Consider the following 22,459-nt stretch of genomic DNA (forward strand, 5'->3'; position numbering starts at 1 on the left):
CGGGTCAGTACCACAAGCGAATCAGCGTGAAGTCGCTGACACTTTGCAGGCACCACCCAGGGAGGACTGACTCGGCTTGGGCGCGGGTCATGTCCACATCCTTGCCGTACTGCCCGAAGTATCGCCCCCATGCATTGTTGTGGTAGTCCATTCTGTGATGCAGCTCAGCTTCTGCCTCACTCATGTGATCCGGCTTGGACCCTAGCTCGTGCCGGTCGCCGAAGCCCTTGGCAGTCTTGGAGCCCATCTCGTATGCCATCAGGGCGTTCCAAATACAGTGCCTGTAGGCGTCTACTCTGCCTCCGTTGGATCGGCTACCAGGCCAGAAGCCATTCTCTTGCGCCTCTCGAAGGGCCAGATCTCCCGCCAGATCGGCTTCACTTTTGGCAATCGAGCAAATTCGGTACCTGCTGGGCCACTTGCAGAAGCTGAACTCTGCCTCGTTCATGTAGCCGTCGTAGGCGAGACTCTCGATCGACCCGCCGGTGTCACGCACCCAGTCCGGCTCGATTGTCAGATGCCTGGTCTCGTCGAGACTGACAGATTCCTCACCTGGCGGGACGATCTCACCACTCACGAACTTTTCGACTGCGGCGTCCCGGGCCGCCTCGGCCACGCCGTCGACGATCGCGCTTGAGTCACCGAAAACGGCTACGCCGTCCAAGGTTGAACTGTGCTCCTCGACGAACCAAACGGTGCTCTGCCCCAAAGTCGTTGGCGGATTGAGCAGCAGTGGCATCCTCATGGTCGCAGCATAGGCCCCCGCGCCTAGTGCGTTGGCGTAGCCACCGTCGGGGACAATGCCAACGCGCTCAGGGTGCGAGATGAATCTGTCTGCCGCAAATGCGCTGGTCTCAGCATGATCTCGGCCGACCACGTATCCGGCAGTACTGGAGTAGGCGTCGCGAGCCGCAGCCCCAACAGTCGTCTTAGACACCGCAGCAGGCAAATTGTCCAGCCAAGCCCTCGCGGGCGTGGACAGTGCGGAGTCACTACTGAGGAGAATGGCCCCATCTGCGGCCGCTACGGCACTCGCTGCACTGACTGCGTCTTCCCACTCATTCACAGAAGCGATTACGACGTGATCGGGCTCGACGATCCCGTCGCGAGCGATGATCAGTGAAGTTTCCTGCGGATCAGCCCCAGCATAGCGCACTACCTCGTAGCCCAACTCGCGTAAGCTAGCTTCGACCGTAGCGCTGAAGGCACTGCCGACCAGGTAGACTGTCTTGCCGGCGGGAAGCACTCTTTCGATTTCCGTGCGCACTCCAGCGGCAAGCGACGTGGTGCCGCTAAAAAGCAGCGGCCCTGTCTTCTCTTTAGCCAGCGGAATCGCCGCAGCTCCAAACTGGAAGTTTCCAGTTGGGGCCAGGACCACTGCTTCGGCTGCATTACCGCTGACCGCCGAGTTATCCTTCCAATAGTCCCGAGAGAGCCGTAAGGCCAAGTCGCCAGGTGCGCTTCCCGTGAAACGGGTCAGACTCACCGTGGACTCACCGTCGATAGCGAAAGGGGTCCAGGCCGACCAGCCAGTATTGTAGTGAGTTCCGTCGTAGGGGGAAGTACGGAATTCGTAACGTTTACCACTCTCCAGCCATCCTCTAGGGACCGTCACCTGAGCGGGTACGCCGGAGGGCGTCCATGCGGAGACCAGGTAGTCCCCGATCTTCGCTCCGTTGTCGGCGTCGCGAATCTCGAAGGTGCCATTGACCATGTCGCCGTTGGCATCATTGAAGGTGGCCCTGAGCACAGGAGTCGTGGTTGTAGCGTGCCACACACCGTCAGTCGTCAGGAACGGGGGGCCAGCCTCCTGAGTAACGCCTGTCTCAGGCCGGTGATTGTAAGTGACGGTCAGTTTCGGCTGGTTGCTTGCGCTGTTCGCTGAGTTGACGCGCTTCCATGCTCCTGGGGCGTCGCTGGTGGCACGCAGACCCATGTAGCCCAGGTTGACATTCGCCGAAGCCCATGTTTGTGTCAGCTCGGTGACATTAGCCGATATCCACCCATCCGCCCCACAACCGGGGTTACCTGCGGTTTGAGTGGAGGAGTGGAACTGTTGGTGCCATACGGGCTGGTTACTCCACCGGGAAGCCGTCGAAGCAGGTCCGGTTGCCCATACGCCCCACCCGTAGGGCCTACAGTCAGTATTGCCTGAATGGAAATTCCACAACTCCAGTTCGGCCTCTAGGATCAATGCATCCTGGATCGGAGTTGTGTCCCAGTGAATGAATGAGCGCGCAGTGCGAGGCGTACCATCGGCGTTGGTGGTTCCGGGATTTCCGATATCCAGCTCGGTGTCGGTCGACCAGTCTACCGACTCCCCCTGCTGCACATAGGTGTCGAAGGTGTTGGCCAGCACCGATGTGGAAGGGTCGACCGTGACCGGGTACTCCGTTGTGGGGTCGGTCAGGAAGTCCGCATCCGGAGTGACGACTAGGTCTACGATCCCCTCGCCGTGATCGATGACCTCCATGTCTACCGAGACACGCCGGGTGTGTTCACCGGACACTGGGTCAACTGTCGCATCCCACATGACAGGCGCGGGCATCACCGCCCGTTCTTCCCCGGTAGAGTCGGTGAAGAGGACAGACCCGTCTGCCTGCTCCACTGCGCGCAGGCCTTCTGCTTCAAGTGGAAGCGTATACGAGTAGCTCTCCGTTCGCGGGGGCTGATGAATCTCGACGAACTGCTCGAAGCCCATGCGGGTGGCCTCTACAATCACGTCGGCCCCCGGCACAGCATTCTTGTAGCGCGCCCTGGAGCCTTGCAACTCCGGCGCGGGGAGACCACCTTTCCAGCGCAGCGTGACCCGTTCACTACCCATACCGAGGGTCACAAGATCACGAGCCTCTGACCTGGCCGCTGCAGTCAGGGATTGCGGAATTGCGCCGCCACCGCTGTTCAGTTCAAGAGCCTGTGGATGGCTCTTCGCAACCACTTGTCCGTCCCGCTCCACGAGGGTTAAGTCCACCGTATGCCATTCACCCTCGCGCATGAACCGCTCTGGCCCTGCGGTCATCTCGGTAGTGAAGCTGCCATCCGGATTGACGAAAGTGAGGGATGTTTCCGACCGCTCGGAGACAAGCTCGACTCGCTCCCCGGTACGGCGCGCCTCGAAACGCGCTGCCGGGACTTCTCCCGCATCAGAAGGCGGTTGGGTACTTGCTGGACTGTTGACCTCGGCTGGCCCTCTTCCTACTGGGGAGTGTGGCACGGCCGCAGCGCTGGTGGCGGCTTGCACCACGAAAACTAACGCTGCCCCTAGCGCCATGCTTGACCGCCTGCTTCTTCGTCTCCACCTGTTCTGATGCAGCACCTTGAGGTCCTCTCTGTCTACTCATCTCCGGTGTGCGACATCTCGCCACCGCGTCGCCGCCTGGGTCGCTCTGTTGTCTATCAGCATCAAAGAGGCCGCAACAGAACAGAAAACAGGCAAAAGCCGCGCGATTGCAAGGTTGGAACGTGGGGAAGATCACGCCGGGCGGTCTCGCCGTAGCGCCACCCACTGAGTACCGTCAGGTCCTATTGATAACCGGCACGATAGGGTCCTGTGCTTTTCGATCACGGCGCTGATTTGCGAAGGCCGCAAGTGCCCGCGTCTCCAGCTCCGAAGCGTTGCCACGAGACCGAAACGGGAGTCTGAGCGGCAGGCTGTCACCGTGCGTTGGGTTTAGCCTCGATGTTTCGTGTGGCCCCGTCAGCTTGTTGGCGGGGCCTTTCTGGTCTGCGTCTGGGGTGGTATTGGGTGTTCGGGCAGGGGTGGGGCCCGGCTGTCGTGCCGGGTCGGCGCCGGGGTTTCACTGCGCTCGGGGTTTGAGCGGGCTCGTTCGTGCAGGTCAGCGGGGGTTTGGGAGTAACCCGAGGCGTTCGGTGGCTTTGGTGATCAGGCTGGTCCAAGGCCAGTGGGCGGGGAAGCGCAGGTGGCGTTGGCGGCTGGTGGTTACGGAGCTGGGCTGCGGCGCTCAGTATGCGGAGCCGGAGGCGCTCCACCTGATCACCGAATCGGCCGACGAGGCGTCCGCACCTCTCGCATCGCCGCTGCCGTTGACGTCGTCGCCACCCGCGCCAGGAGCCAGTGGCGACTCCACCACCCTCCCCGGGATGGACATCGGCACCGTGCTGCTGACCGTGATGGGCGCCGCCTTCCACTGGATGGACCGCCACCACGTGCTGCGTGATCTCGACCGGATCATCGCCCCCGAAGGCGCGGTCGTCCTCGCCTCCGGCGGAGCCCCCGGCGATGTCGAGCCCGCCCCCTGGCTCGACGTCGTCGCCGAGGTCCGCACGCGTTACCTCGGCGCCGAACGCCGGGCCGGCTCAGGCACCTACGCCCACCCCACCGAACGCCACCAGGACGTCCTGGCCCGCTCCCCGTTCTCCCGCGTCGAAACCACGCACTGGGACCGCGCCCTGACCCGCACGACCGACGACGTGATCGGCTACGTCTTCAGCCTCTCCTACTCCAGCCCCGCCCAACTCGGCGACTCCAAAGCCGCTTTCGAGCGCGACCTGCGCACCGCCCTGCTCGACTTCAACCCGCAAGGACGCTTCGACGAGACCATCCGCACCGAAGCGATCATCGCCACCCGCCCCTGAGCAGGGCCAGCCGCCGTTCGCCGCGCGGTCCGACAAGCAGCGGTCGCGTCTCCCGCTCCCGGCCGCCGGCCGGGTCCGCCTCACCAGGGCGACCGGCCGTCGTCCGAGGTGACGAGCTTGTCGAGCAGCTGCTCCGTGATGGTGGCCAATGCCCGGATGCGCCGCAGCCGATCGCCCTGCTCGCGGGCCAGAATCCTGGTCGCGACGTCGAGGTGCCGGTCCCAGCCGTGCCGTTCAGCACTGTGCTCCGCGTGGGCCTCCCGCTGGTGCCGGGCGTGCCGCACGAGAACGCCGAGGACGTGACGCAGCCGCAGGTCGATACGCTCCACGTCGGCCAGGCGCCGCGCCAGGGCGAGCGTCTCCCGAATGCCGCCCGGGTCGAAGGACGGCGGAGGCGCGGCGGCGGAACGGCCGGCGGTCGAGCGGTTGGTGGAGCGTGCGCGCTGCCGGGTCACGTCGCCGCTCCCGGCGGCGTCAGCCGGGCGACATCGGCCCGCAGCCGTCCGGCCAGGCCCTCCGCCAGCTGCGCGGCGGCCCGATACCCCAGTGCCTCCTGGTAGGCGGCCAGCGCGTGCCCGTGCTCGTACCGTTGTTCGTGGACCCCGCCGAGGACCGCCAGCGCCTCGATGGCGTGCGTGTCGGCGCCGAGCTGTCCCAGTGCCGCGATGGCCGGCCTCAGCAGGGACAGCGCGCGTTCGGTGTGCTCCAGCGCCGCTTCGGCCCGGCCCCACACCACCATGCCGCGGGCGGCGTTGAGCGGGTCCTGCACCTGGCGCAGGATGCCGACGGCCGAGGCCGCCAGTGCCGCCGCGCTGGAACCGCGCTGGTCCGCGACGTCCAGTGCGGCGATCTCGATCAGGGCCAGGGCGGCGGTGCGCGGCTCCTCCACGCGGTGGAGTTCCGCGACCGCGCGCAGCCACAGGTGGCGGGCCCCGTCCCGGTCGCCGCGGGCCAGCTCCGTGTGGGCCAGGTAGTGCAGGCTGCGCGCGGCACTCGCATCGTCCCCGGCGTCCTCGTACAGCTCGATCGCCTCGGTCAGCAGGTCGTGCGACTGCTGCGGAGCGACCTCCCGCGCCAGCAGGCCGCCGCTGGTCAGCATCCGCCCGATGGCCCGCCGGTCCCCCAGCGCGCGGGCTGCCTCCAAGCCGCGGGCGTGCGCCTGCCGGACCCGTTCCGTCGCCCCCCGCAGCACCCAGTACGGCCACAGGGCGTCCGTCAACGCGATCAACGCCCCGGACGGTGTGGACGGGTGCCGCAGCAGCGCTTCGATCGTCGGGTACTCCGCGTCGAGCCACGCCAGTGCCTCGGAACGCGAGGCGCACAGCGGTTCCCCGTCTCCGGATCGGTCGCGGGACAGCGAGTCGCGGAACGGCTCCAGCTGGTGTTCCGCCTGCTGGGCGCCGCGCAGGTAGAACTCGCAGATCCGGTGTGACACCGCCGTGTTCTCCTCGACGGTGCCGTACGCCTCGGCCGCCGCCGTCGCGTGTGCGTGCGCCTCTGGGGGCATCCGGTAACGGACGTGGGGACCGGCCGGTCGGCGGCCGTCGGCGCCGGTGATGAGGCCAACGGCGGACAGGGCTTCCAGGCCCGCCGCCGCGGCGTGGGTATCGGCCACCGCGGCGACGGCCGCCATGGCGCTGAACTCCTGGTTCGGGTGCAGGCCCAGGGCACGGTAGAGGCGTGCGGCCGTCGCGGGCAGCGCACCGTAGGCCGAATCGAGGTCGTCGCACGTGGGCACCGGTGTTTTCTCCGTTCTCTTGGCGCGTCGGGCGGATGGGGCGGCGGGCGAACGGGACGCCCCGTGCCGGGGAGGCCGGTCGCGCGGCGGCGGGTTCGTGTTCATGGCCTGTTCGGGATCGGGCCGACGGCGCGCTGTCCGCGTGGCCCACAGCACGGTGTGCGGGCGCATCACCAAGGTCTCGCCCGAGCTGAACGTCAGCCGCTTGCCTCGGCCGTCGGGAAACGCGGCCATGTCGGTGACGGCGAAGTTCTGGCCGCCGATCATCAGCTGGTCTCCGACCTGGACCGTGTGCGCCTCGATCTCGACGGCGACGAGGCCCGTGTCGACGCGGCGCGGCGCGTGAGCGGGCGTCACCGGGGCACCTCCGCACGCGGAGAGGCCGCGGCGCGACGGCCGCGACCGGCGGGCCGGGCGCACAGGCGTGCCGCGGGAGCGTGGCAGCGGGGCCGATGTGGGGCACCGCGCAGCCGGAAGAGGACGTACAGGATGGCGACTTTCCTTTTCAACGGGAGGGCCGAAGGGGGCAACGGGCGGTGTGCACGGCCGTTCCGCGCTCTCGGCGCGGGTCGGCCACGGCGACCAGGAGCACGAGGCCGGCCGCGGCACACAGCCCGAGGGCGAGCCGGAGAAACGCGAGACCGATGGCCAGCAGGACGGTCACGGCCGCGATCACCACCGCGCCGCCCGGTCCCGCGCGGGACGGTCGGCTCGTTCGATCGAGTGGTTCTCCGCGGGTGAGAAGCGCGCGCGGAGGGCCGGTGACCAGTCGGCTCCTCCGGCGGTGCGCCCGTCCTGGCCGCGCGTCACGGGCCGGTCATTCCCCGCCGGGTGCTCTCGGCCAGTTCGGCGGCCATCACCCGTCCGTGCTCGGGCAGCGCCGGGTGCTGCCGCAGGAGCAACGCCACCTCGTGCAGGGCCGCGTACGCCGTGGTGATCGTCGCGAGGGCGGCGACCTCCTCGCCGGTGAACGCCATGCAGCCGTTCAGGCAGACCGCGCCGCCGTCCAGGGCCAGGTCCATGGGAGTTGAGCAGTCGGGGCAGAGCATCCGGCACCCGCCCGACCTACGCCGCTGCGGCGGCGGGCGCCGCGGCCCGGCCGGCCAACACGGCGATCGGACCCGCGCCGACCAGGTAAGGCGCGCCGGGAGCAGCCGCAGGGTCTGCCGCCCCGCCGCGGCTCCCGTCGAGCACGGCGAGTGCGCTGCTCACGCGCCACAGCAGGTGGGCGTCCACCAGGTACGGCACCGCATCGCGCGGCACCCAGCGGCAGGAGGCGACTTCCGCGCCGAGAGCGAAGGACTGGTCCGCTTGCACGACTCCGCCGTCGAAGTCGTGGGCGAGCAGGACGCCTTCGGTCCGGTCGGTGAGGTGGTGGACGGCCAGCACGCGTTCCGGCGTGATGGTCAGGCCGAGTTGCGCGTCGACCGTGCGTCGGCAGACGACGGGGGCAGGCGTCCGCGCGGCCAGCCAGCCGCCGGGCAGCTGCCATCGCTGCGGGCCGACCGTGCCCGCGCGGTCGATCAGGAGGATGTCGCCCGCGGGATTCCGGAGCAGGGCGAACCCGCCGTTCGTCACACGCGAAGCCGCGGAGTGTGCGGTCTGCATGCGTTCTCCTTCAGTGCTCGATGTGTCGGCGGTCGAACGACCGCCGCACCTGGTTGGCCGCTTCGTCCTGGCCTGGCCGAAGCGGGTGGTACGGATGTGCGAGGCTGCGGAACCTTGTGGCGGCCGTGTCCGGCGGCGCAGCGGGAGCTGTGGGGTCGGGCGACGCTTCGGCCGGCCCCATGCCGTTCGCGGCGACCAGGGCGTCGCCGGTGAACGTCCCGTCCGCAGCGGGCAGGTGCCGGCCGCGGGTCGTGGGGATCACGCGGGAGCCTCCGCCGGCTCCGGCCGGATCGCCTCCAGCGGCGTGTCCCACTCCGTCGCGGCGGGCGGGCTCTTGAGCCACGCGGTGCGCACCGTGTGCTCCCCGCCGTTGGAGTAGCGGCATTCCGCGGTAACGGCTTGCAGGATGCCGCACGTTCCGTGCTTGGTGTCCCTGACCAGCTGTCCGATCAATGGGTGCGTCTCGTGTCCGAGCCCCAGCGGCTTGCCGCGGTTCACCGGGGTTCCTTCTCCTGGGCGTGCTGGGTCGCCAGCGCCTCGGTCAGGCAACGGGCGAGGGCCACGGCGCTGGTCAGCGGTGGCGGCGCCCCGTGCACCTGCGGCTCGCACAGCCAGGCCACGAAGGTGTCGGCCCGCACCGTCGCACCCGTGGCCGAACGGGCCGGTGCCCGCGCGACGGCGGGCATGCGCAACGTGTCGGTCGCCCCGAGGCACACCGGCGGGAGGTGGCGAGGGGGCCAGCCAGCGTTGGCGAGCAGGCGTTCCCAGGAAGCCTTGGTCCCGGCGGGCACCAGTACGGCGGCTCGGCCGAGGAGCGGGAAGACCACCGCGGGGCCGCGGACCGCCTCACGGAGTTCCAGCAGACGCAACGCCCGCTCCGCGAGGTCGCGCGTGCAGGACACCGCGTCGAACACCGTTCCGCACCGCACGCGGACCGGCGCCGATGAGACGGCGAACGGCGAGGTCAAGGCCGCCCCGAGCCACTGGGCGTAGGCGTCGCTCACGAGGGAATCCATGGAGTCTCCGCATCTCAGGCAGTCACGGACGCGCCACCTACGGTGATGCCGACCGGTCGTCCGTGACCAGGTACTTCGACGGGCACCTCGGACCGGAACCTCAGCCGGAACCACCGGCCGGGGCGCTCCTCGACCAGGTGAGTGCGGGGAATCGCCCGTCGAGCACCGCTCGGGCGCCTTACTTTGAGGCAAGCGGCGGAACGGAGGGACGTACCGGATGAACGCGAGCAACGTTCGGCTCAGGCAACTGCGTGAGGCCCAGGGCCGTACGCAGGAAGAGATCGTGGAAGCCCTGTGCGAGTTCGCCGACCGCCTCTACGTCGACGGGGTGATCAGGAGGACCTGGTCCGTCACCGTGCGGCAGTACCGGAAGTGGGAAGGGGCCGACCCGCCGTGGCCGCGGGGCCGCGACGCGCGCGAGGTCCTTCAGCGGTTCTTCGGCCGTTCCCTGGGCGACCTCGGGTTCGTCTACCGTTCCGCCGCGCCCCCGCACGACACGCCGCCCGAGGAGAACGTCCCCACCCCGTCCTGGATCGCCCGGCCGTCGCGCATCCCCACCGGCGCCGGGCCCATGCGGGTGGGCGCCGAGGAGGTGCACATTCTGCGGGCCACGGCACAGGACCTGGACGCCATCGACCAGCGGTTCGGCGGCGACCGACTGCGCAACAGCGCCCGCGGCCACCTGCGGTGGCTCCAGCACATGATCGATCAGGGCGACTACGACCCCCGCACCGGCAGGGAGCTGCACCGCATCGCCGGCAGCATGACGGTGAGCCTGGGCTGGTTCAACTACGACGCCGGTGAAGTGGCCGAGGCCCGCGCCTACTTCAGTGAAGGGCTGAACACCGCGCTGCTCATCGAGGACACCTCGCTCGCGATCCGCACCCTGACGGTCATGGCCCGTCAAGCCGTCGATCTCGGCCGGGGCCGCGATGCCGTGCGGTTCGCCCGCCAGGGCCAGCAGCAGACCCGCACCTGGCACGCCACCCCGCGCGTCCACGCGTTGCTGGCCGTGCGCGAAGCACAAGGGCACGCACGAGAAGGGGACGCCCGCGCCTGCGAGGACGCGCTGCGCCGCGCATGGAAGCACTGGGAACGAGGCACCCGCGACGACGACCCCGACTGGACACGTTTCCTCAACCGAGCCGAGATGCTGTGCCTGGAAGGCATGTGCCGTATCGATCTCGGCCAGCCCGCACGCGCCCAGCGGCTCCTCGCCACCAGCGCCGAACACCAACTGGACGCGCACAACCGCAACCGGGGCATGTGCCTGGGCCGGCTCGGCGTCGCCGCACTCCACGCCCGCGACGTGGACCACAGCGTGGACGCCACTCGCCGAGCCCTCACCCTCTTCAGCGCGGGCATGACCTCCACCCGCAACATGCGGCAACTCATCGCCATCCGCACCGGCCTGGCCCACTACGCCACTGTGCGAGGCGTCCCCGATGTGCTAGAGCAGATCACTGACTTCATGCACGTACGGAAGGACGGTACGGATGGGCTGGCGGCTCCAGCGGTATGACGGCGTCTCGGCCGAAACCGTCGCCGATGACCTGATCGACGTGTACAACCGGGTCTACAGCGTGCCGCCCTACCGCGGAGACCCGTTCTTCTCCGCGACCGCGTACGCCGAACGCCTGCACGACGCCCGCGCCATGCCCGGGTTCGAAGCCGTCACCGCCCGACAGGACGACGGAACCCTCGTCGGGTACGTCCACGGCGTCACCCTCCCCACCGACCGCCCCTGGTGGACCTCCCTGGCCGACCGCAGGCCCGCGGCACTCCTGGCCGCCGACCAGGACATCTTCTGGCTCCGCGAACTCATGGTCCTGCCCGACCACACCAACCGCGGCCTCGGCCGACTCCTGCACCACACCATCAACGACAGCCGCCGCGAACACCACACCACCCTCACCTGCATCGCCGGCAACGAGCCCGCCCACAGCGCCTACCAGCGATGGGGATACACGATCATGGGCCCCATCCGGCACCACCCGACATCCCCGCTCTACGACGCCATGTACCTCAGCAAGTAGGCCGACACCATGAACCCCGCCACCCCCGGCCCCATACACACCCCCTCCCGCAACGGCCGCCTCACCGGCACCCCGGCCACCCTGTTCGCCTACGGCACCCTCCAACACCCCGACGTCCTCCACGGCCTCCTCGGCCGCATACCGGCGACAACCCCAGCCACCGCCCCCGGCTGGCGCGCCGCGCCCCTGCGCGACCGCGTCTACCCCGGACTCGTACCAGATCCCACAACCACCGCCCCGGGCCTGCTCATCACCAACCTCACCCCACCCGAATGGCGAACCCTCGACGACTTCGAACACCCGGCATACGACCTGCGCCCCATCACCCTCACCAACGGCCTCACCGCAGCCGCCTACACATGGACATCCCCCGACACCACCCTCCCCGGCACCTGGTCACTCCCCGAATTCCAACAACACCACGCCACCGCATACACCCGCCGCTTCCAGCGCAACGACTGAACCCACCACCGAACCCGCCCCCGAAAAGGCGCTGGCCCCCCGGAGCGACGCACGCGACGCCGCAGACACAGCGCCCCTCACAACCTGCGAGCCGGGTCGTTCGGGGCGGCGCAGGGACAGCCACGTCTCATTGCCCGATGCTCGACGTGAACTCCGAGATGCTCGCTCGCCTCAACGAACTCCGAGCTGACCTCCTCGCCCGCTGTGAGCGGGCCGAGGCCGAAGGCCGGTTCGCAAAGCGTGAAGGCCTCGAACTCACTCGCGCTCCTGCGCTCCAAGTACTCTGACCGCATCGGCCCGCCGGGGTGGTCGGGGCGGTTGGATGTGCGGTGACGCCCGATTCGAGTGCGGGGGTGCTGTGGCTGAGCCTGCACGTGTGAACTGGCCGGCCAGGCAGGGCAAAAGCCGCAGCAGATCGCGCGTCGGAGCAGCACCGGCTCGGTGCGCTTCCGGTGCGCGATGCTGTTGGCCTCGACCGGCGAGAATCCGAACCCGGTGATTGCCCAGCTGGTGCATGCCGATAGGGACACCGTCCGGCATGCGACCCATCGGTCAACGAGATCGGCCTGGTCTGTCTGGACGCTCGGTGGGCGGAAGGCGGTTCCGGCCTGCTCAGTCCTGACGGCGAGAACTCCGTCGTCCAGACGGCCGGCTTCTAGCAGTAGCCGCCCCTCCTGGTGCCGGCTGGAGCGAGGTTGGGCCAGGGATGCCCTGCGCTGCCGGAGGCAACGGACCGTAGGAGGTCAAGAAGAGTGCGCCCCGGGTAGCCCCGGAAACTCGCGTAGGTGCCGCGGTAGTAGCAGCTCCAGTAGCTCACGACCCGACGTTGAATGCGTGCGAAGTAGGCCGGGTTGTCCACGATGAACTGCCCGTAAGCGCGGAGGCCGCAGGTGCCGGACGCTGTGAGATGACGGAGCTCATCGCAGATGACGACCAGGATCTCCAAGACGTACTCGCCGACCAGCTGCACGACAAAGGGGACGACCCATGGGTCCGTGGAACCAACGATCTTCTCCAAGTGGCGCTGCCTGACCACCCCATCGGAGTGCCTTGAGTACAGGCAGTGCAGAAGCTGACGTTGACGCGCCGAAAGCGGCGCCACCGCGTCAGTTGGCGGCTCGTCGTTGTAGAGACGCCTGGGGATGAGGACTTGTTGGCCCTCTACAACAACCGAGAACGGTGCTGCCGGCCGGAGGTGAGAAGCAGGCATGACCGACAAGGCAGCCTCGGCATCGCCTGCGAGCTCGGCCGGGAATGCCATGATCAACGGGTCACTTCTATCGCAAGGCGGCTGCACGAGCTGAGCATAGGCGGAGGCCTCTGCCTGGGCAGTCGACATCAATGGCCTCACAGCCCCTCAACCCGGCGAAAGTAGCTAATCAGCGCACAAAAGCGACCAAACGCAACGATCCGATGTTCGGCCCGTCGTTGACCTCGGCATACCCGCCCCACGCAGCGCCGCGCCCCAGCAGCAGTCCACGCCGTGAGACCCGCCATACGCACGCTCCGTCGAACGAACTGCCCTGCCGCTGCGGTCATGTCTGCGGCGGTGGGCGGGCAACCCAGTCAGGTGCCATCACCGGCCCGGCCACGGCTCGTGCAGACGTCGCCGCCACCAGTGCGCTGCCTGCCATTCGTTGTCCCGCAGGGCGTCGGGATCGGGGAGACTGCGCCGCCTGAGGTCGGCATCGAGCCGGCTGACGAGCTTCTGCAAGGCTGCCCTGCTCAGCGGCGGCAACTGGTCAAGCGCGAGCTGCAAAATGTCGCGAGCGTCGACGACATCACAGCATGGGCAGTCCGGCCACGGCAGATACAACGGCCTTCCCGGCTGGCGCAGGAAACCCTCGTATCGTTCGATCGCACTCAGCACGGAGGGCGGCCACAACTGGCGGGATTCGAGCCGAGCGGTGGAGACATCAACGGCGGCACCGAACTTTGAGACACGCTTCCTGCTCGCACGACGAGCGGCGCGCACAGCGCCGGGCGGCCTACGCGGCATCGCCCCTTCTGGCCAACATCACGGCCGCATCTTCCCACAGCCCTCCCGCAAGGTTCAGATCGCCGGAGGGGGTCCGGGGCGCGGTCCGGGGCGTTGTGGCCGGGCCGGCATCGGTGGCCGGCCGGGGGGTTGGTAGGCGGCCTGGAGGCGTGCGTCGATGTCGTGGCGGGTGTGTGGCAGGCGGTACTGGGGCTCCCGGGAACGGGCGGGCTTGGCCACGGCGGGGGCGTTGATGCCGGGGACCTTGGGCGGGCTCGCGTCGGGTGGTCCGGGCCGGACCAGGCGGCGGGCGGCAGCGTCGAGCCGGGCGCGAGGCACGTCGCCGCCGACGGTTCGGGCGCTTTCGGCGAGGAGGGCAGCCGCCTTCTCCTGGGCCGGGACGATCGCGTGGTAGGCGTCGTTGAGGGCGTCGAGTTGGCGGGCGGAGACGGAGTACCAGCGCAGACGGCGTTCCGGCTGCGGTGCGCGGTACTCGGCGGAGTCGGTGACGAGGTTGTGCTGGGTGCGCCGGAGCAGGTGGGGCCCGGCCTCGGCCAGCTGCCTCGCGACACTGGGCAGTTGGTGAAGGGCACGCAGGAGCGGGCCGAGTCCGCCGGAGTCGGCGACGACGGCAGCCGCCGGCCGTGGTGGGCGGGGCGCGGCGGGACGCCATTGCTCGCCGTGCAGCAGATGGCCGATGTGCAGGCTGATGGCGTGGGCGATGGCGGTGGCCGGGTGGGGCTGTGTCCTGGGCATCGGGCTCACCCGGCCGGCGCGCACGTCCGCGTAGCCCCACCGGGGCAGGGTCGGGTGGTCGCGGGGGTCGGTGATGTCGACGACGCAGGTGAACGACGCGCCGAGTCGCTGCCAGTGCCGCGCCGCCTCACGCAAACCGTCGGCGGTGCGGCGCATGTGCTCGCCGTCAGGGCCGATCTGGTTCGCGGCAACGTGCAGCAGCGTTCGTCCGGCGAGCAGATGCGACAGGACGAGACTGCGCCCGATGTCCCGCAGATCCGTACCGCTCATCGGCCGACCCGTGCCGCGAGCGGCCTGGAAGGTGCCCCGCACCAGCCGGTCGCAGTCCTCCGCGATCCGGTCGACCGCGCCGGGGAGGTCCGGCGCGGTCCCGCTTCGCGACGTGAGGGGCGGGTTCAGGGGGAGTTCCCCGAACTCGGGCAGCATGCCGCTGCTGGCTCGTCGGCCGAGGACGACGGCTCGGTCCAGCTCCTGCTGGGCGGCGGACAGGGCCGCGGCGACGCCGGGATTCTCGGTCCGTTCGGCCAGCCGCCCGGCGACGCGTCCGGTTTCCCACGCCAAGTCGACGACGCGGGAGACGACATAGAGCTGCGCCGGTTCGGTGGCGAGCAGGAAGAGGTAGGGGGTGAGCGGGTCGCCGTCGGGGCCCCGGTGGCTGTCGAGCACCTCGCGGGATACCGAGAGGTGTGCTCCGGCCGCGTGCAGGTGGCGTCCCGGTTCGCCGGCCGGACCGCTGATCTCGACCGACTGCCGCTGGGCTTCGGCCAGGTGACGCGCCGCGGCCGAGAAGTGCCCGCGGGTGTCGGCCAGCGCCCGGCCCATCACCGTGACCGGCCCCAGGCTCCCCGCCGCCGTTCCGGCGATCCTGTCGGGGTGGGCCCGGAGCGCGTCGAAGTACTCCCGGAGCTCGAACAACAGCGTGCGGACCTGTCCCGGCTGAGGGATGTCGGGCAACGAGTGTGCGGCCGTTCGCAATGCGTGCGCCGAGGCGTCGAACGCCGAACCCAGCGTGACCGTCACGGCTACGCGGTCCGCAACGCGCTCAGGCAGGCGGCACCGTCTTCGGCCAGCGACGCGGCCCTCGCCAGGGAGTCGCGGGCCTCATCCGGGACTTCCGGAGTCCGGGCCAGGGCGGACAGGCTCCTGTGCACGGTGCGGAGCAACACCGCGCAGGCATCCGCGCTCGCCGTAGGCGGCCCGGGGAGAGGGACGGGCGCGCCGTCGGCAGGAAGCGGCAGCAATGTCTGCCCCCGCACGCAGACTTGCGCGGCGACGGCGGCCTGGAGTTCGTCGAAGCCCTCTTCGAAGGCCGCGGCGTCGGCGATCCGCTCTCCCATATTGAACGCCTCCCAGGACGCGGTCATGACCTCGACCGCGTCCGCGCTTTCCAACGCGGCGGACACATCCTCCAGCGACATCAGGGTGGTCACGTCCTGCACCTCTCACCGAAACCCGCGACAATCCGCTCTCCTCTGTTCACTCTACGTGAGTTCCCGGAGTGCTCCGGACATGAGTCGCACGTCGGCGGCGCGCGTTCTCCGGTCAGATGCTGGGCGTGTCCGGGCGCCGCGCGCCGGGGTGGCGGGCTGGGCGAGCCGGAGGTTCTCCGTTCCGCGGCAGGCCGTAGGCGTCGTCGAGGCGGGCGTCGACCGCGGACCGTGCGCGGCGTTCCGCGGTGCCCGCGGCCGGTGCCGGCCGTTCGGCCCGCTGGCGAGCCGCGTCGCGTTCCGCTGCCGCCTCCTCGGCCCGAAGCCGCGCCCGCGCGGCCCGCCGCGCGAGATCGGCGTGTGCGCCGGCCGCACCTGGCCTGCTCGAAGCGGCGGCGACGGCGGCGCGGTTGGCCGCGTCCTGGGCTGCCCGAGCCGCCTGTTCCGCGGCGCGCTCGGCAGTGAACAGGCGGTCGGCCGCGGCCCGCGCCGCGGTCACGCGGTCGGTCTTCGCGGGTTCCTGGGCCGTGGAGGCGAGGCGCCACCGGGCGACGGCCCGGCGTGCGACGGCGTGGTCTCTTGCCTGGACCGGTTCGTCGGGGATGCCGCCGAGCCGGTTGTCCTCCGCCCCGAACTGCCACAGGGCCCGGTAGGTGGCGGTCGCGTGTACCGCCTCGTCCCAGACCCCGCGCCTGGGGTCACCGGCCGCGGGGCGCGGGCCGAACGAGTCGAGCCAGGTGGGTGCCTCGGCCGCCAGCCGCGCGGCGCGCAGCGGCGGTGGCTCGTCGGTCGCCTGGGCCGCTCGCCACAGGGCGCGGTGGTTGCTGTGTTCCGGCAGCGGCGCCGGGCCCGTGGGGTCGGCGCCGCGGTAGTCGGCGATGTCGCGGTAGGCCGCCGCGGCGGCGACGCGGTCGCGCCAGGCGACAGCATCGGCGAGGTCGGCCGGCTCGGGACCGTAGGCAGCCGCCCAGCCGTGACCGGTTTGTGCGTCGTCGCGGGCCTGCTCGGCGAGGGCGGTGGCGCGTTCGGTGAGCTGGTGTGCGAGGGCGTGGGCGTAGGTGTGCCGGTCGTCGCCGGTGGCGTCGGCGGGGAGGCGCAGACCGAGGGCTGACAGGAGGTCGCCGGTGTCGGTGGCCGGGACGGTCTCGTAGGTGGTCGCGGTGGCCGGGCGCCGGGCGTCGGACAGGCGGAACGCGGTCGGCGTCCCGCCTTCTTCCGGGGTGAGGGCGCGGCGGTTGCGCGCGTGGAGGATGGCCGCCGCGTCCGAAACGGCGTCGCCGTCGCGCGTCCGGAAGCTCCCCTGGACGTAGGTGCGCCGCAGCAGGCGGTCGGTGTCGATTCCGGCGTCGGCGAGACGTTGGATCTGGTCGCGCAGGGCGGGCCAGGCCGGCGCCGTCGACAGCTGGTGCGCGGCCGGCGGGCCGAGCAGGTCGGCCAGGGCCCGCACCGTGTCGGCTTCGGCGATGTCGCGCAGGACCTGTCGCAGCCGCGGCTCGTGGGTGCGCAGCGACTCGGCTTCCTCGAACGCGGCCCGCTGGCGTGCGGTGGCCGAGCGCCCGGTGCCGTCGCGGGAGACGACGGACGCCCACAGCTGCCGCCCGGTCATGTCGGTGGCGGGTGCGCCGGTCTCGGGATCGGCGGGGCCGCGGCACACGAGGTAGGCGTGGTTCTCCAACGAGCCGCGGGTGAGGGCGGGGTAGGCGCCGTTGCGGTCCATGCCCGGCACGATGAGCGCGTGCCCGGTGTGCACGGTGACGCCTTGGGCGCGCGTGTGGGTGAGGGCGTAGCCGAGTTCGGTGCTGGCCGCGCAGTAGGCACGCGGCAGGGTGAGCCTCCCGCCGGTGCGGCCGTGCCGGACTTCGAGCTGCCCGTCCCCGGTGACGGCGGTGACGGTCCAGATGTCGCCGTTGCGCACGTACTGGCGCGGCCGGTTGCGGCAGGTGAGGCGGCGGTCGTTGGCGCGGGTGACGAGTTGGTCGCCGACCCCGGCCCGGTTGCCGTCGGACAGTTCGACGGTGACTTGGTCGTCGACGGCTCGCTCGGCGACAAGGGCTGTCCTGGCCGTGTGGGAGAGGCGGGCGGCGAGCGCGTTGGTGGGGGCGATCAGGATGCTCGTGAGCCCCTCGGCCGTGTCCCACCGCCACGCCGCGAACGCCTCGCGCAGCAGGGCCTCCTCCGGGCCTTCGTGCAGGCGGCCCCGATCGCCGTAGGCGCGCCAGGAGGCGTCCCCGTCGCCGCGGGAGAGGGCCTCGGCGGCGTCGATCTCCCAGCGGCGGGGCCTGCCGTCCGCATCGCGGAACCGGCGCACCTCGGTCAGCCGCAGGCAGCCGGCCTCGCCGGAGATGAGATCGAGGGCGCCACCAACGCCGGACGCGCCGAGCTGGCGCGGGTCGCCGATGAGCAGCATGCGTCCACCGGCCGCCTCGACCTGCCGCATGACGGCGTGCAGGGTGCCTGTGTCGGCCTGCCCGGCCTCATCGACGATGACGAGCACGCCGGACGGCAGCGTCCATTCCGGGCTGCCGGGCGCGTAACTTTCGGACATGAACCGCCAGCGCGCCAGGTTCTCCGCGCGGATACCGGCGCGCTCGGCAAGGGTGTCGGCCTGCACCTGCCCGCCGGCCAGCCCGAGCACCGGGATGCCGTGCGCGTCGGCGACCTCCCGCGCCAGGGCCATGATGGTCGTCTTGCCGGTGCCGGCCCGGCCGACGACGGCCCGCACGCGGCGGTCGCCGGTGAACACGCCGTCCACGATCCGGCGCTGTTCGGCGGACGGCACGAACCCGCGCCGTTCGTCGCCCGCCGCGAGTGCCATGTCGATCCGGTCACGGGAGAGCCGAACGACCGGACACGGGCGCCGCGCGGCCTCGACGAGGTCGGCTTCCATCGCCTTGAGCGTGTGGCTGGTGTAGCGGGCCGCGCCGTGCTGCACGAACACCGGACTGCCGTCCTCGCGCAGGTACGCGCCGGGTACGGGGACGGGCTCGGGCGGGGAGATCAGCTCGCAGCGGTCCGGGTGCAGAACGTGCTCCACGACGCGGTCGACCAGCCCGTTCCAGCCCGGCTGGAGGTGCCGGCCAACGGCCACCAACTGCCTGTAGGTCTCCGCCTCCGCGTTCGCGCGGGTCCAAGACTCGCGTTCGCCCTCCAGCGTGGCGAGGACACGGTCGACGACCTCCGCGAGCGGTCCCTGCCGTCCGCGTTCGCGGGCAGCGGCACGCGAGGTGCGCCGGGCGCGTTCCAGCCAACGCTCCGGCCGCCGGATGCCCAGCTTCTTCGCCTTGGCCCGCCACTGCCGACGCTCACCATCGACGGAGCGGGCGTACTTGTCGGGGCGCGCGGTCAGGGCCGCCCGCTGGGCCAGTTCGTACTCCTCGGCGCGCGACGGCTCACGCCCCCGCACTTCCCGGAACTCGTCGAGCAGCGCGGTCAGGTGCCGTTCGGTCTGGGCGCGGCGGGCGGAGAAGGCGCGGATCACGGTGTCGGGGACGCCGAGGAACTCGCGCACCGGGCGTTTGTCCGGCCGGATGCTGTCCGCGCGGGGTGCGGCGAGTACGCCGAAGGCCGCGTGCATGCCGCGTTCGATCTCGGCCGTGTACTGCGCGGAGAGGGAGACCACCAGCCGGTGCAGGTGCCGGGCGTCCAGGGCCAGCCACCTGCCGTCGGCGGTCCGCACCTTCGCGGAGATCGCTACGTGCCGGTGCCAGTCCGGGTCCCCGGCCCGGCTGGAACGGTGCTCGAAACCCGCCGCGATCAGCCCCTGCCCGCGCTGCTGCACCACCCCGCCAGGACCGGTGCGCGTCCAGCACGCCTCCCGCTCCAGCCGGCCGAACACCTCCCGGAACGCCGCGCGCTCCACCTCCTCAAGCCGCGCACGCGTCGCGTCGTCGGCCGTGCCCCACAGCACGGCGAAGCTCTTGACCGGCGAGCACACCATCTCCCACCCCGAACGGGCCGTGCGGTTGCCCACCTTCTCGGCCCGCTCCCGCAGCTGCGCGCGGCGCGCGGCCGAGGCGTCCGGCTCGGCGGCCAGCAGCGCGGCCCAGTGCTCCTCGGCCGTCGGGTACCGCGGCCACACCCGCCCCAGCGCACGCCCCGACACCGGGTCGACGCCGTCCTTGAACAGCGCGTCCGCATCCGCCTGCGCCACCTGCCCGCGCAGCCCCAGCCCCGCCGCCTGACGCCCGAGCCACCGCCCCGGCGTGTCACCACCCGACGCCCAGTAGGCGGCCGCCTCGCGCCGACCCAGCGTCACATCCCCGGCGACGACCGTGCGCAGCAGGTAGTCGATACCGGAACCGGCGCTGATGGGATGCAACGTGATCACCGAAGACCACCGGCACCCGCGTGACTGATCACGGCGCGATCATATGTGGCGTTCGACGGAGGACGCGGAAGTGCAAACGGTGTGCCTGAAAAGATCGCCTGGAAAGATCGCCTGGAAACGATGACCTTTCGATGGCTGATCACTTGTCGTTTGTCGATTACATGGGTGCTGATGTGAACTGGCTGCTCACTTCTCTTGTTTTCGCTGTTTCTGTCTCTGACCGCTGGATCAACGTCACCGAACAGGTGACGTGCCGGGCCGCGCCAGGCGCGTTGTCTCCGCCCGTCGGACCCGGCGGCGCACGATGTCCGCATGGCATCGCGAAACGACACGGCCGTGCAGGAGCGCAGAAGCCGTCTGCGGGAACGCCAGGAGAACGAACGCAAGGAATTCAGACGACGCCAGCAGGCACAGCTCGCGGCGCTCAACGACATCGACACCGCCTTGGAGCGACTGCGCCAGGCGGAGGCGGCTGTCGCGTGCGCGGTCGCGCACGGCGTCACAGTGTTCGGTTCGGTCGATGCGCTGGCCGAGATGACGCCGTTCGACGCGAAGGATGTGCGGGCCCATCAACGGCGGCATCGGCGGACTGCGCAAGTCGAGCAGGCGGCACCGGCACCGAACGGAATCGGCGCCGGAACCGCCGCTCGGTCGTGAGCGGCCCTTTCCGGTGCAGTAAGGGCACGCCGCGATCAGCCGACTGTCACTCGCGGCTGCGGCACGAAACGGAGATGATTCGTCCTTCCCTGAGCCTCGCGAGTCGTTCGCGTTTCGCGTGGACCAGCCCGTGGCAACGCGCCACGTTCTTTTTCGCCGCGTGGGCGTTGGGTGGATAGACTGCGGCTTCCGCGCGCCTGTCCTTCCGACGGGGTGTGGTTCACAAGGAACGGCGGCCGGGCCAGCCTCCTCGGAGGTCCGTCATTGACGGACGGCCGCCGTTCCATTGCCGCCGTTCTACGGTCGGGACGCGGATGTCTCCGACGTTCGGCGCATCTCCTGTTCGATCTCGCTGAGGGTGTAGCCCTCGGCGGCGAGGAAACCCAGCCACGCGCGGAGCTGGCCGTTCGGTTTGCGCCAGGCACGATCACCCATGACTTCCGTCTCCATCACGGCGGCGACATGGGCGAGCAGCGGACGCCAGCGGCGACTCCTGCCCGTCCGGGCAACGACCCGATCGAACCGCTCGGCGTCATCGGCCTCCGCGATGCCGAGGAACCGCGCGGTCAGAGTCGTGCTGCGCCTGCCGGTGTACCGCGCGTGGGAGTCGCTGCCGCTGGTGATCGTGGACAGGATCAGCGCCCAGGCCGCGTCGGAGGCCGTCTTGCGGGCACACAGCTCCGTGATGAACGCCGACCTCACCTCGCGGGCGGCTCTCCATGCCCGGTTGTAGGCGATGACGCGCCTGCGCTCGGCCACCGCCTCGACCCGACTCGACGCGGGCTCGGCCTTCTCCTTTCCGACGGTGTCCTCGTCGAGCTGGTGGCCGTGCTTCTTCCACTCGACGCACACGTAGACCGGCTCACAGGTCTCCGGGTCCAGCGCGGCGGCGTGCCCCTGGCAGTCGGTGGCGTGGCGCTCGGGCGTCAGGGCATTGCCCAGTGCGGTGCGCAGGTCGGCCAGCGGCCGTGCGGTTCCGTGGCCCCAGTAGTGGTGGTGGGCGACGTGCTGGACTCCGGATGCCTTCAACCTGGCCACGGCTTCCGCCCGCCTGGCCGCCGTCTCCTTCTCCTGCCGCAGTCGCTGCAAGGCGTGCGCCCAGTGGCCGCGTCGTCCCTTGCCCTCCTCGCGGTCCGCCGCCTTGGCGCGGGACAACGAGGGCAACGCGCCCGGAACGCTGCTCACGTCCGCGTAGTCCGCGGCCTCGACCAGATCGAACTCCGCCGCGATCACCGATGCCAACGCTGAGTCGTCGAGCTTGGCCGCCCGGTTGGCCGCCCGGATTTCGACCGGCCGGTACCCGAGCGCGGCGGCGTGCCGAGTGCGCTTGGCGTCGGTCAACTCCATGAGCGAGAGCTGCGTCAAGGCGTCCACGTCGTCGCGTTCGCTGGCCGACATCCGGTGCGTGTTCTCCACCATGCTGGCGACCAATGCCTCGTCATCCGCTCCCGCCAGGTCCTCGCGTACCAGGCACGGCACGAGCGCGTACGGCTGCTTCTTACGCTTCGCCTCCGCAGCGGCGATCAACGCCGCGCCCAGCCGCCGCTGTCCCCAGATCACCCCCATGGTGACGCCGTCCGCCTGCGGCCGGACCAGCAGGGGTACCTGCACTCCGGCGGCCTTCACGCTCGCCACCAACTTCGGGTCGGGCTCGGTCGGGTCTCCGGCCTGCCGCTTCTTCCGGTGGTTGAACGGGTCGACCGTCAGGTCGTGCGGGTCCAGGTAGTCCAGACGTCCGACGTCATGCCGAACGGTCTGCTTCCCGGCGGGCCCGGGCTCGGTCACCGCTCCGGGAACTGCCCGGAGCGGTGTCTTCCTCGGTGATCGAGGGGCGGTGTTCTTCGTCGGAGTACTCATC

The 22,459-nt window shown here is 70.3% G+C and carries 18 protein-coding genes; 5 read left to right on the forward strand and 13 right to left on the reverse strand.

Annotation, left to right across the window (positions count from 1 at the left end):
* Positions 1–4 precede the first annotated feature (4 nt).
* Positions 5–3,019 (reverse strand): DNRLRE domain-containing protein, encoded by a 3,015-nt coding sequence (locus LC193_RS29075; protein ID WP_318842136.1) that lies wholly within the window; start codon positions 3,017–3,019, stop codon positions 5–7.
* Between the two features lie 1,082 nt (positions 3,020–4,101).
* Here LC193_RS29075 and LC193_RS08585 point away from each other — a divergent pair.
* Complete coding sequence (locus LC193_RS08585; protein WP_226073053.1) at positions 4,102–4,596, forward strand: hypothetical protein; 495 nt, start codon at positions 4,102–4,104, stop codon at positions 4,594–4,596.
* An 80-nt stretch (positions 4,597–4,676) separates the two neighbouring features.
* On the opposite strand, the gene LC193_RS08590 is transcribed toward LC193_RS08585, so the two are convergent.
* From LC193_RS08590 to LC193_RS08620, 7 genes are all read right to left on the reverse strand, one after another.
* Positions 4,677–5,051 carry a hypothetical protein gene (locus LC193_RS08590; protein WP_226073054.1) on the reverse strand — a complete coding sequence of 125 codons (375 nt, stop codon included), beginning with the start codon at positions 5,049–5,051 and terminating at the stop codon, positions 4,677–4,679.
* Positions 5,048–6,691, reverse strand: a complete 1,644-nt coding sequence (locus LC193_RS08595; RefSeq protein WP_226073055.1) for a hypothetical protein — start codon at positions 6,689–6,691, stop codon at positions 5,048–5,050. Before LC193_RS08595 ends, LC193_RS08590 begins: the two co-directional genes overlap by 4 nt.
* 449 nt (positions 6,692–7,140) lie before the next feature.
* Positions 7,141–7,356 (reverse strand): hypothetical protein, encoded by a 216-nt coding sequence (locus tag LC193_RS08600; protein WP_226073056.1) that lies wholly within the window; start codon positions 7,354–7,356, stop codon positions 7,141–7,143.
* Between the two features lie 43 nt (positions 7,357–7,399).
* The gene (locus LC193_RS08605) at positions 7,400–7,942 is read right to left on the reverse strand and encodes an NUDIX domain-containing protein (protein WP_226073057.1); all 543 of its coding nucleotides are present in this window, start codon (positions 7,940–7,942) and stop codon (positions 7,400–7,402) included.
* A 10-nt stretch (positions 7,943–7,952) separates the two neighbouring features.
* On the reverse strand, positions 7,953–8,204 hold the full coding sequence (locus LC193_RS08610; protein WP_226073058.1) for a hypothetical protein: 252 nt from the start codon (positions 8,202–8,204) through the stop codon (positions 7,953–7,955).
* Positions 8,201–8,440 carry a hypothetical protein gene (locus LC193_RS08615; protein WP_226073059.1) on the reverse strand — a complete coding sequence of 80 codons (240 nt, stop codon included), beginning with the start codon at positions 8,438–8,440 and terminating at the stop codon, positions 8,201–8,203. Before LC193_RS08615 ends, LC193_RS08610 begins: the two co-directional genes overlap by 4 nt.
* Positions 8,437–8,958: a hypothetical protein gene (locus LC193_RS08620; protein ID WP_226073061.1), complete on the reverse strand. Its 522-nt coding sequence runs from the start codon at positions 8,956–8,958 to the stop codon at positions 8,437–8,439. Before LC193_RS08620 ends, LC193_RS08615 begins: the two co-directional genes overlap by 4 nt.
* Positions 8,959–9,175: 217 nt before the next feature.
* Here LC193_RS08620 and LC193_RS08625 point away from each other — a divergent pair, with 217 nt between their 5' ends.
* From LC193_RS08625 to LC193_RS08635, 3 genes are read left to right on the forward strand one after another with little or no spacing between them, the layout of a single operon-like run.
* Positions 9,176–10,480 (forward strand): hypothetical protein, encoded by a 1,305-nt coding sequence (locus LC193_RS08625; RefSeq protein WP_226073062.1) that lies wholly within the window; start codon positions 9,176–9,178, stop codon positions 10,478–10,480.
* Positions 10,455–10,994, forward strand: coding sequence for a GNAT family N-acetyltransferase (locus tag LC193_RS08630; RefSeq protein ID WP_226073064.1), 540 nt, complete (start codon positions 10,455–10,457; stop codon positions 10,992–10,994). The genes LC193_RS08625 and LC193_RS08630 overlap by 26 nt, the downstream gene beginning before the upstream one ends.
* A gap of 9 nt (positions 10,995–11,003) precedes the next feature.
* Positions 11,004–11,456 carry a gamma-glutamylcyclotransferase family protein gene (locus tag LC193_RS08635; protein WP_226073066.1) on the forward strand — a complete coding sequence of 151 codons (453 nt, stop codon included), beginning with the start codon at positions 11,004–11,006 and terminating at the stop codon, positions 11,454–11,456.
* A gap of 1,576 nt (positions 11,457–13,032) precedes the next feature.
* On the opposite strand, the gene LC193_RS08650 is transcribed toward LC193_RS08635, so the two are convergent.
* The 4 genes from LC193_RS08650 to mobF all read right to left on the reverse strand — a co-directional run bounded on the left by LC193_RS08650 (position 13,033) and on the right by mobF (position 19,944).
* Complete coding sequence (locus LC193_RS08650) at positions 13,033–13,326, reverse strand: hypothetical protein (RefSeq protein WP_226073068.1); 294 nt, start codon at positions 13,324–13,326, stop codon at positions 13,033–13,035.
* Between the two features lie 183 nt (positions 13,327–13,509).
* Positions 13,510–15,105 carry a hypothetical protein gene (locus LC193_RS08655; RefSeq protein ID WP_226073070.1) on the reverse strand — a complete coding sequence of 532 codons (1,596 nt, stop codon included), beginning with the start codon at positions 15,103–15,105 and terminating at the stop codon, positions 13,510–13,512.
* A gap of 107 nt (positions 15,106–15,212) precedes the next feature.
* Positions 15,213–15,620: a hypothetical protein gene (locus LC193_RS08660; protein ID WP_226073071.1), complete on the reverse strand. Its 408-nt coding sequence runs from the start codon at positions 15,618–15,620 to the stop codon at positions 15,213–15,215.
* Between the two features lie 112 nt (positions 15,621–15,732).
* Positions 15,733–19,944 carry a MobF family relaxase gene (gene mobF, locus LC193_RS08665; protein WP_226073074.1) on the reverse strand — a complete coding sequence of 1,404 codons (4,212 nt, stop codon included), beginning with the start codon at positions 19,942–19,944 and terminating at the stop codon, positions 15,733–15,735.
* Positions 19,945–20,256: 312 nt separating this feature from the next.
* Between mobF and LC193_RS08670 the strand changes: the two genes are divergently transcribed.
* Positions 20,257–20,601, forward strand: coding sequence for a hypothetical protein (locus LC193_RS08670; RefSeq protein WP_226073077.1), 345 nt, complete (start codon positions 20,257–20,259; stop codon positions 20,599–20,601).
* A 297-nt stretch (positions 20,602–20,898) separates the two neighbouring features.
* Here the strand turns inward: LC193_RS08670 and LC193_RS08675 are convergent, their stop codons facing one another.
* Positions 20,899–22,386, reverse strand: coding sequence for a ParB/RepB/Spo0J family partition protein (locus LC193_RS08675; RefSeq protein ID WP_226073079.1), 1,488 nt, complete (start codon positions 22,384–22,386; stop codon positions 20,899–20,901).
* Between the last annotated feature and the right edge of the window lie 73 nt (positions 22,387–22,459).

The organism is Streptomyces marincola (assembly GCF_020410765.1).
GTDB lineage: Bacteria > Actinomycetota > Actinomycetes > Streptomycetales > Streptomycetaceae > Streptomyces > Streptomyces marincola.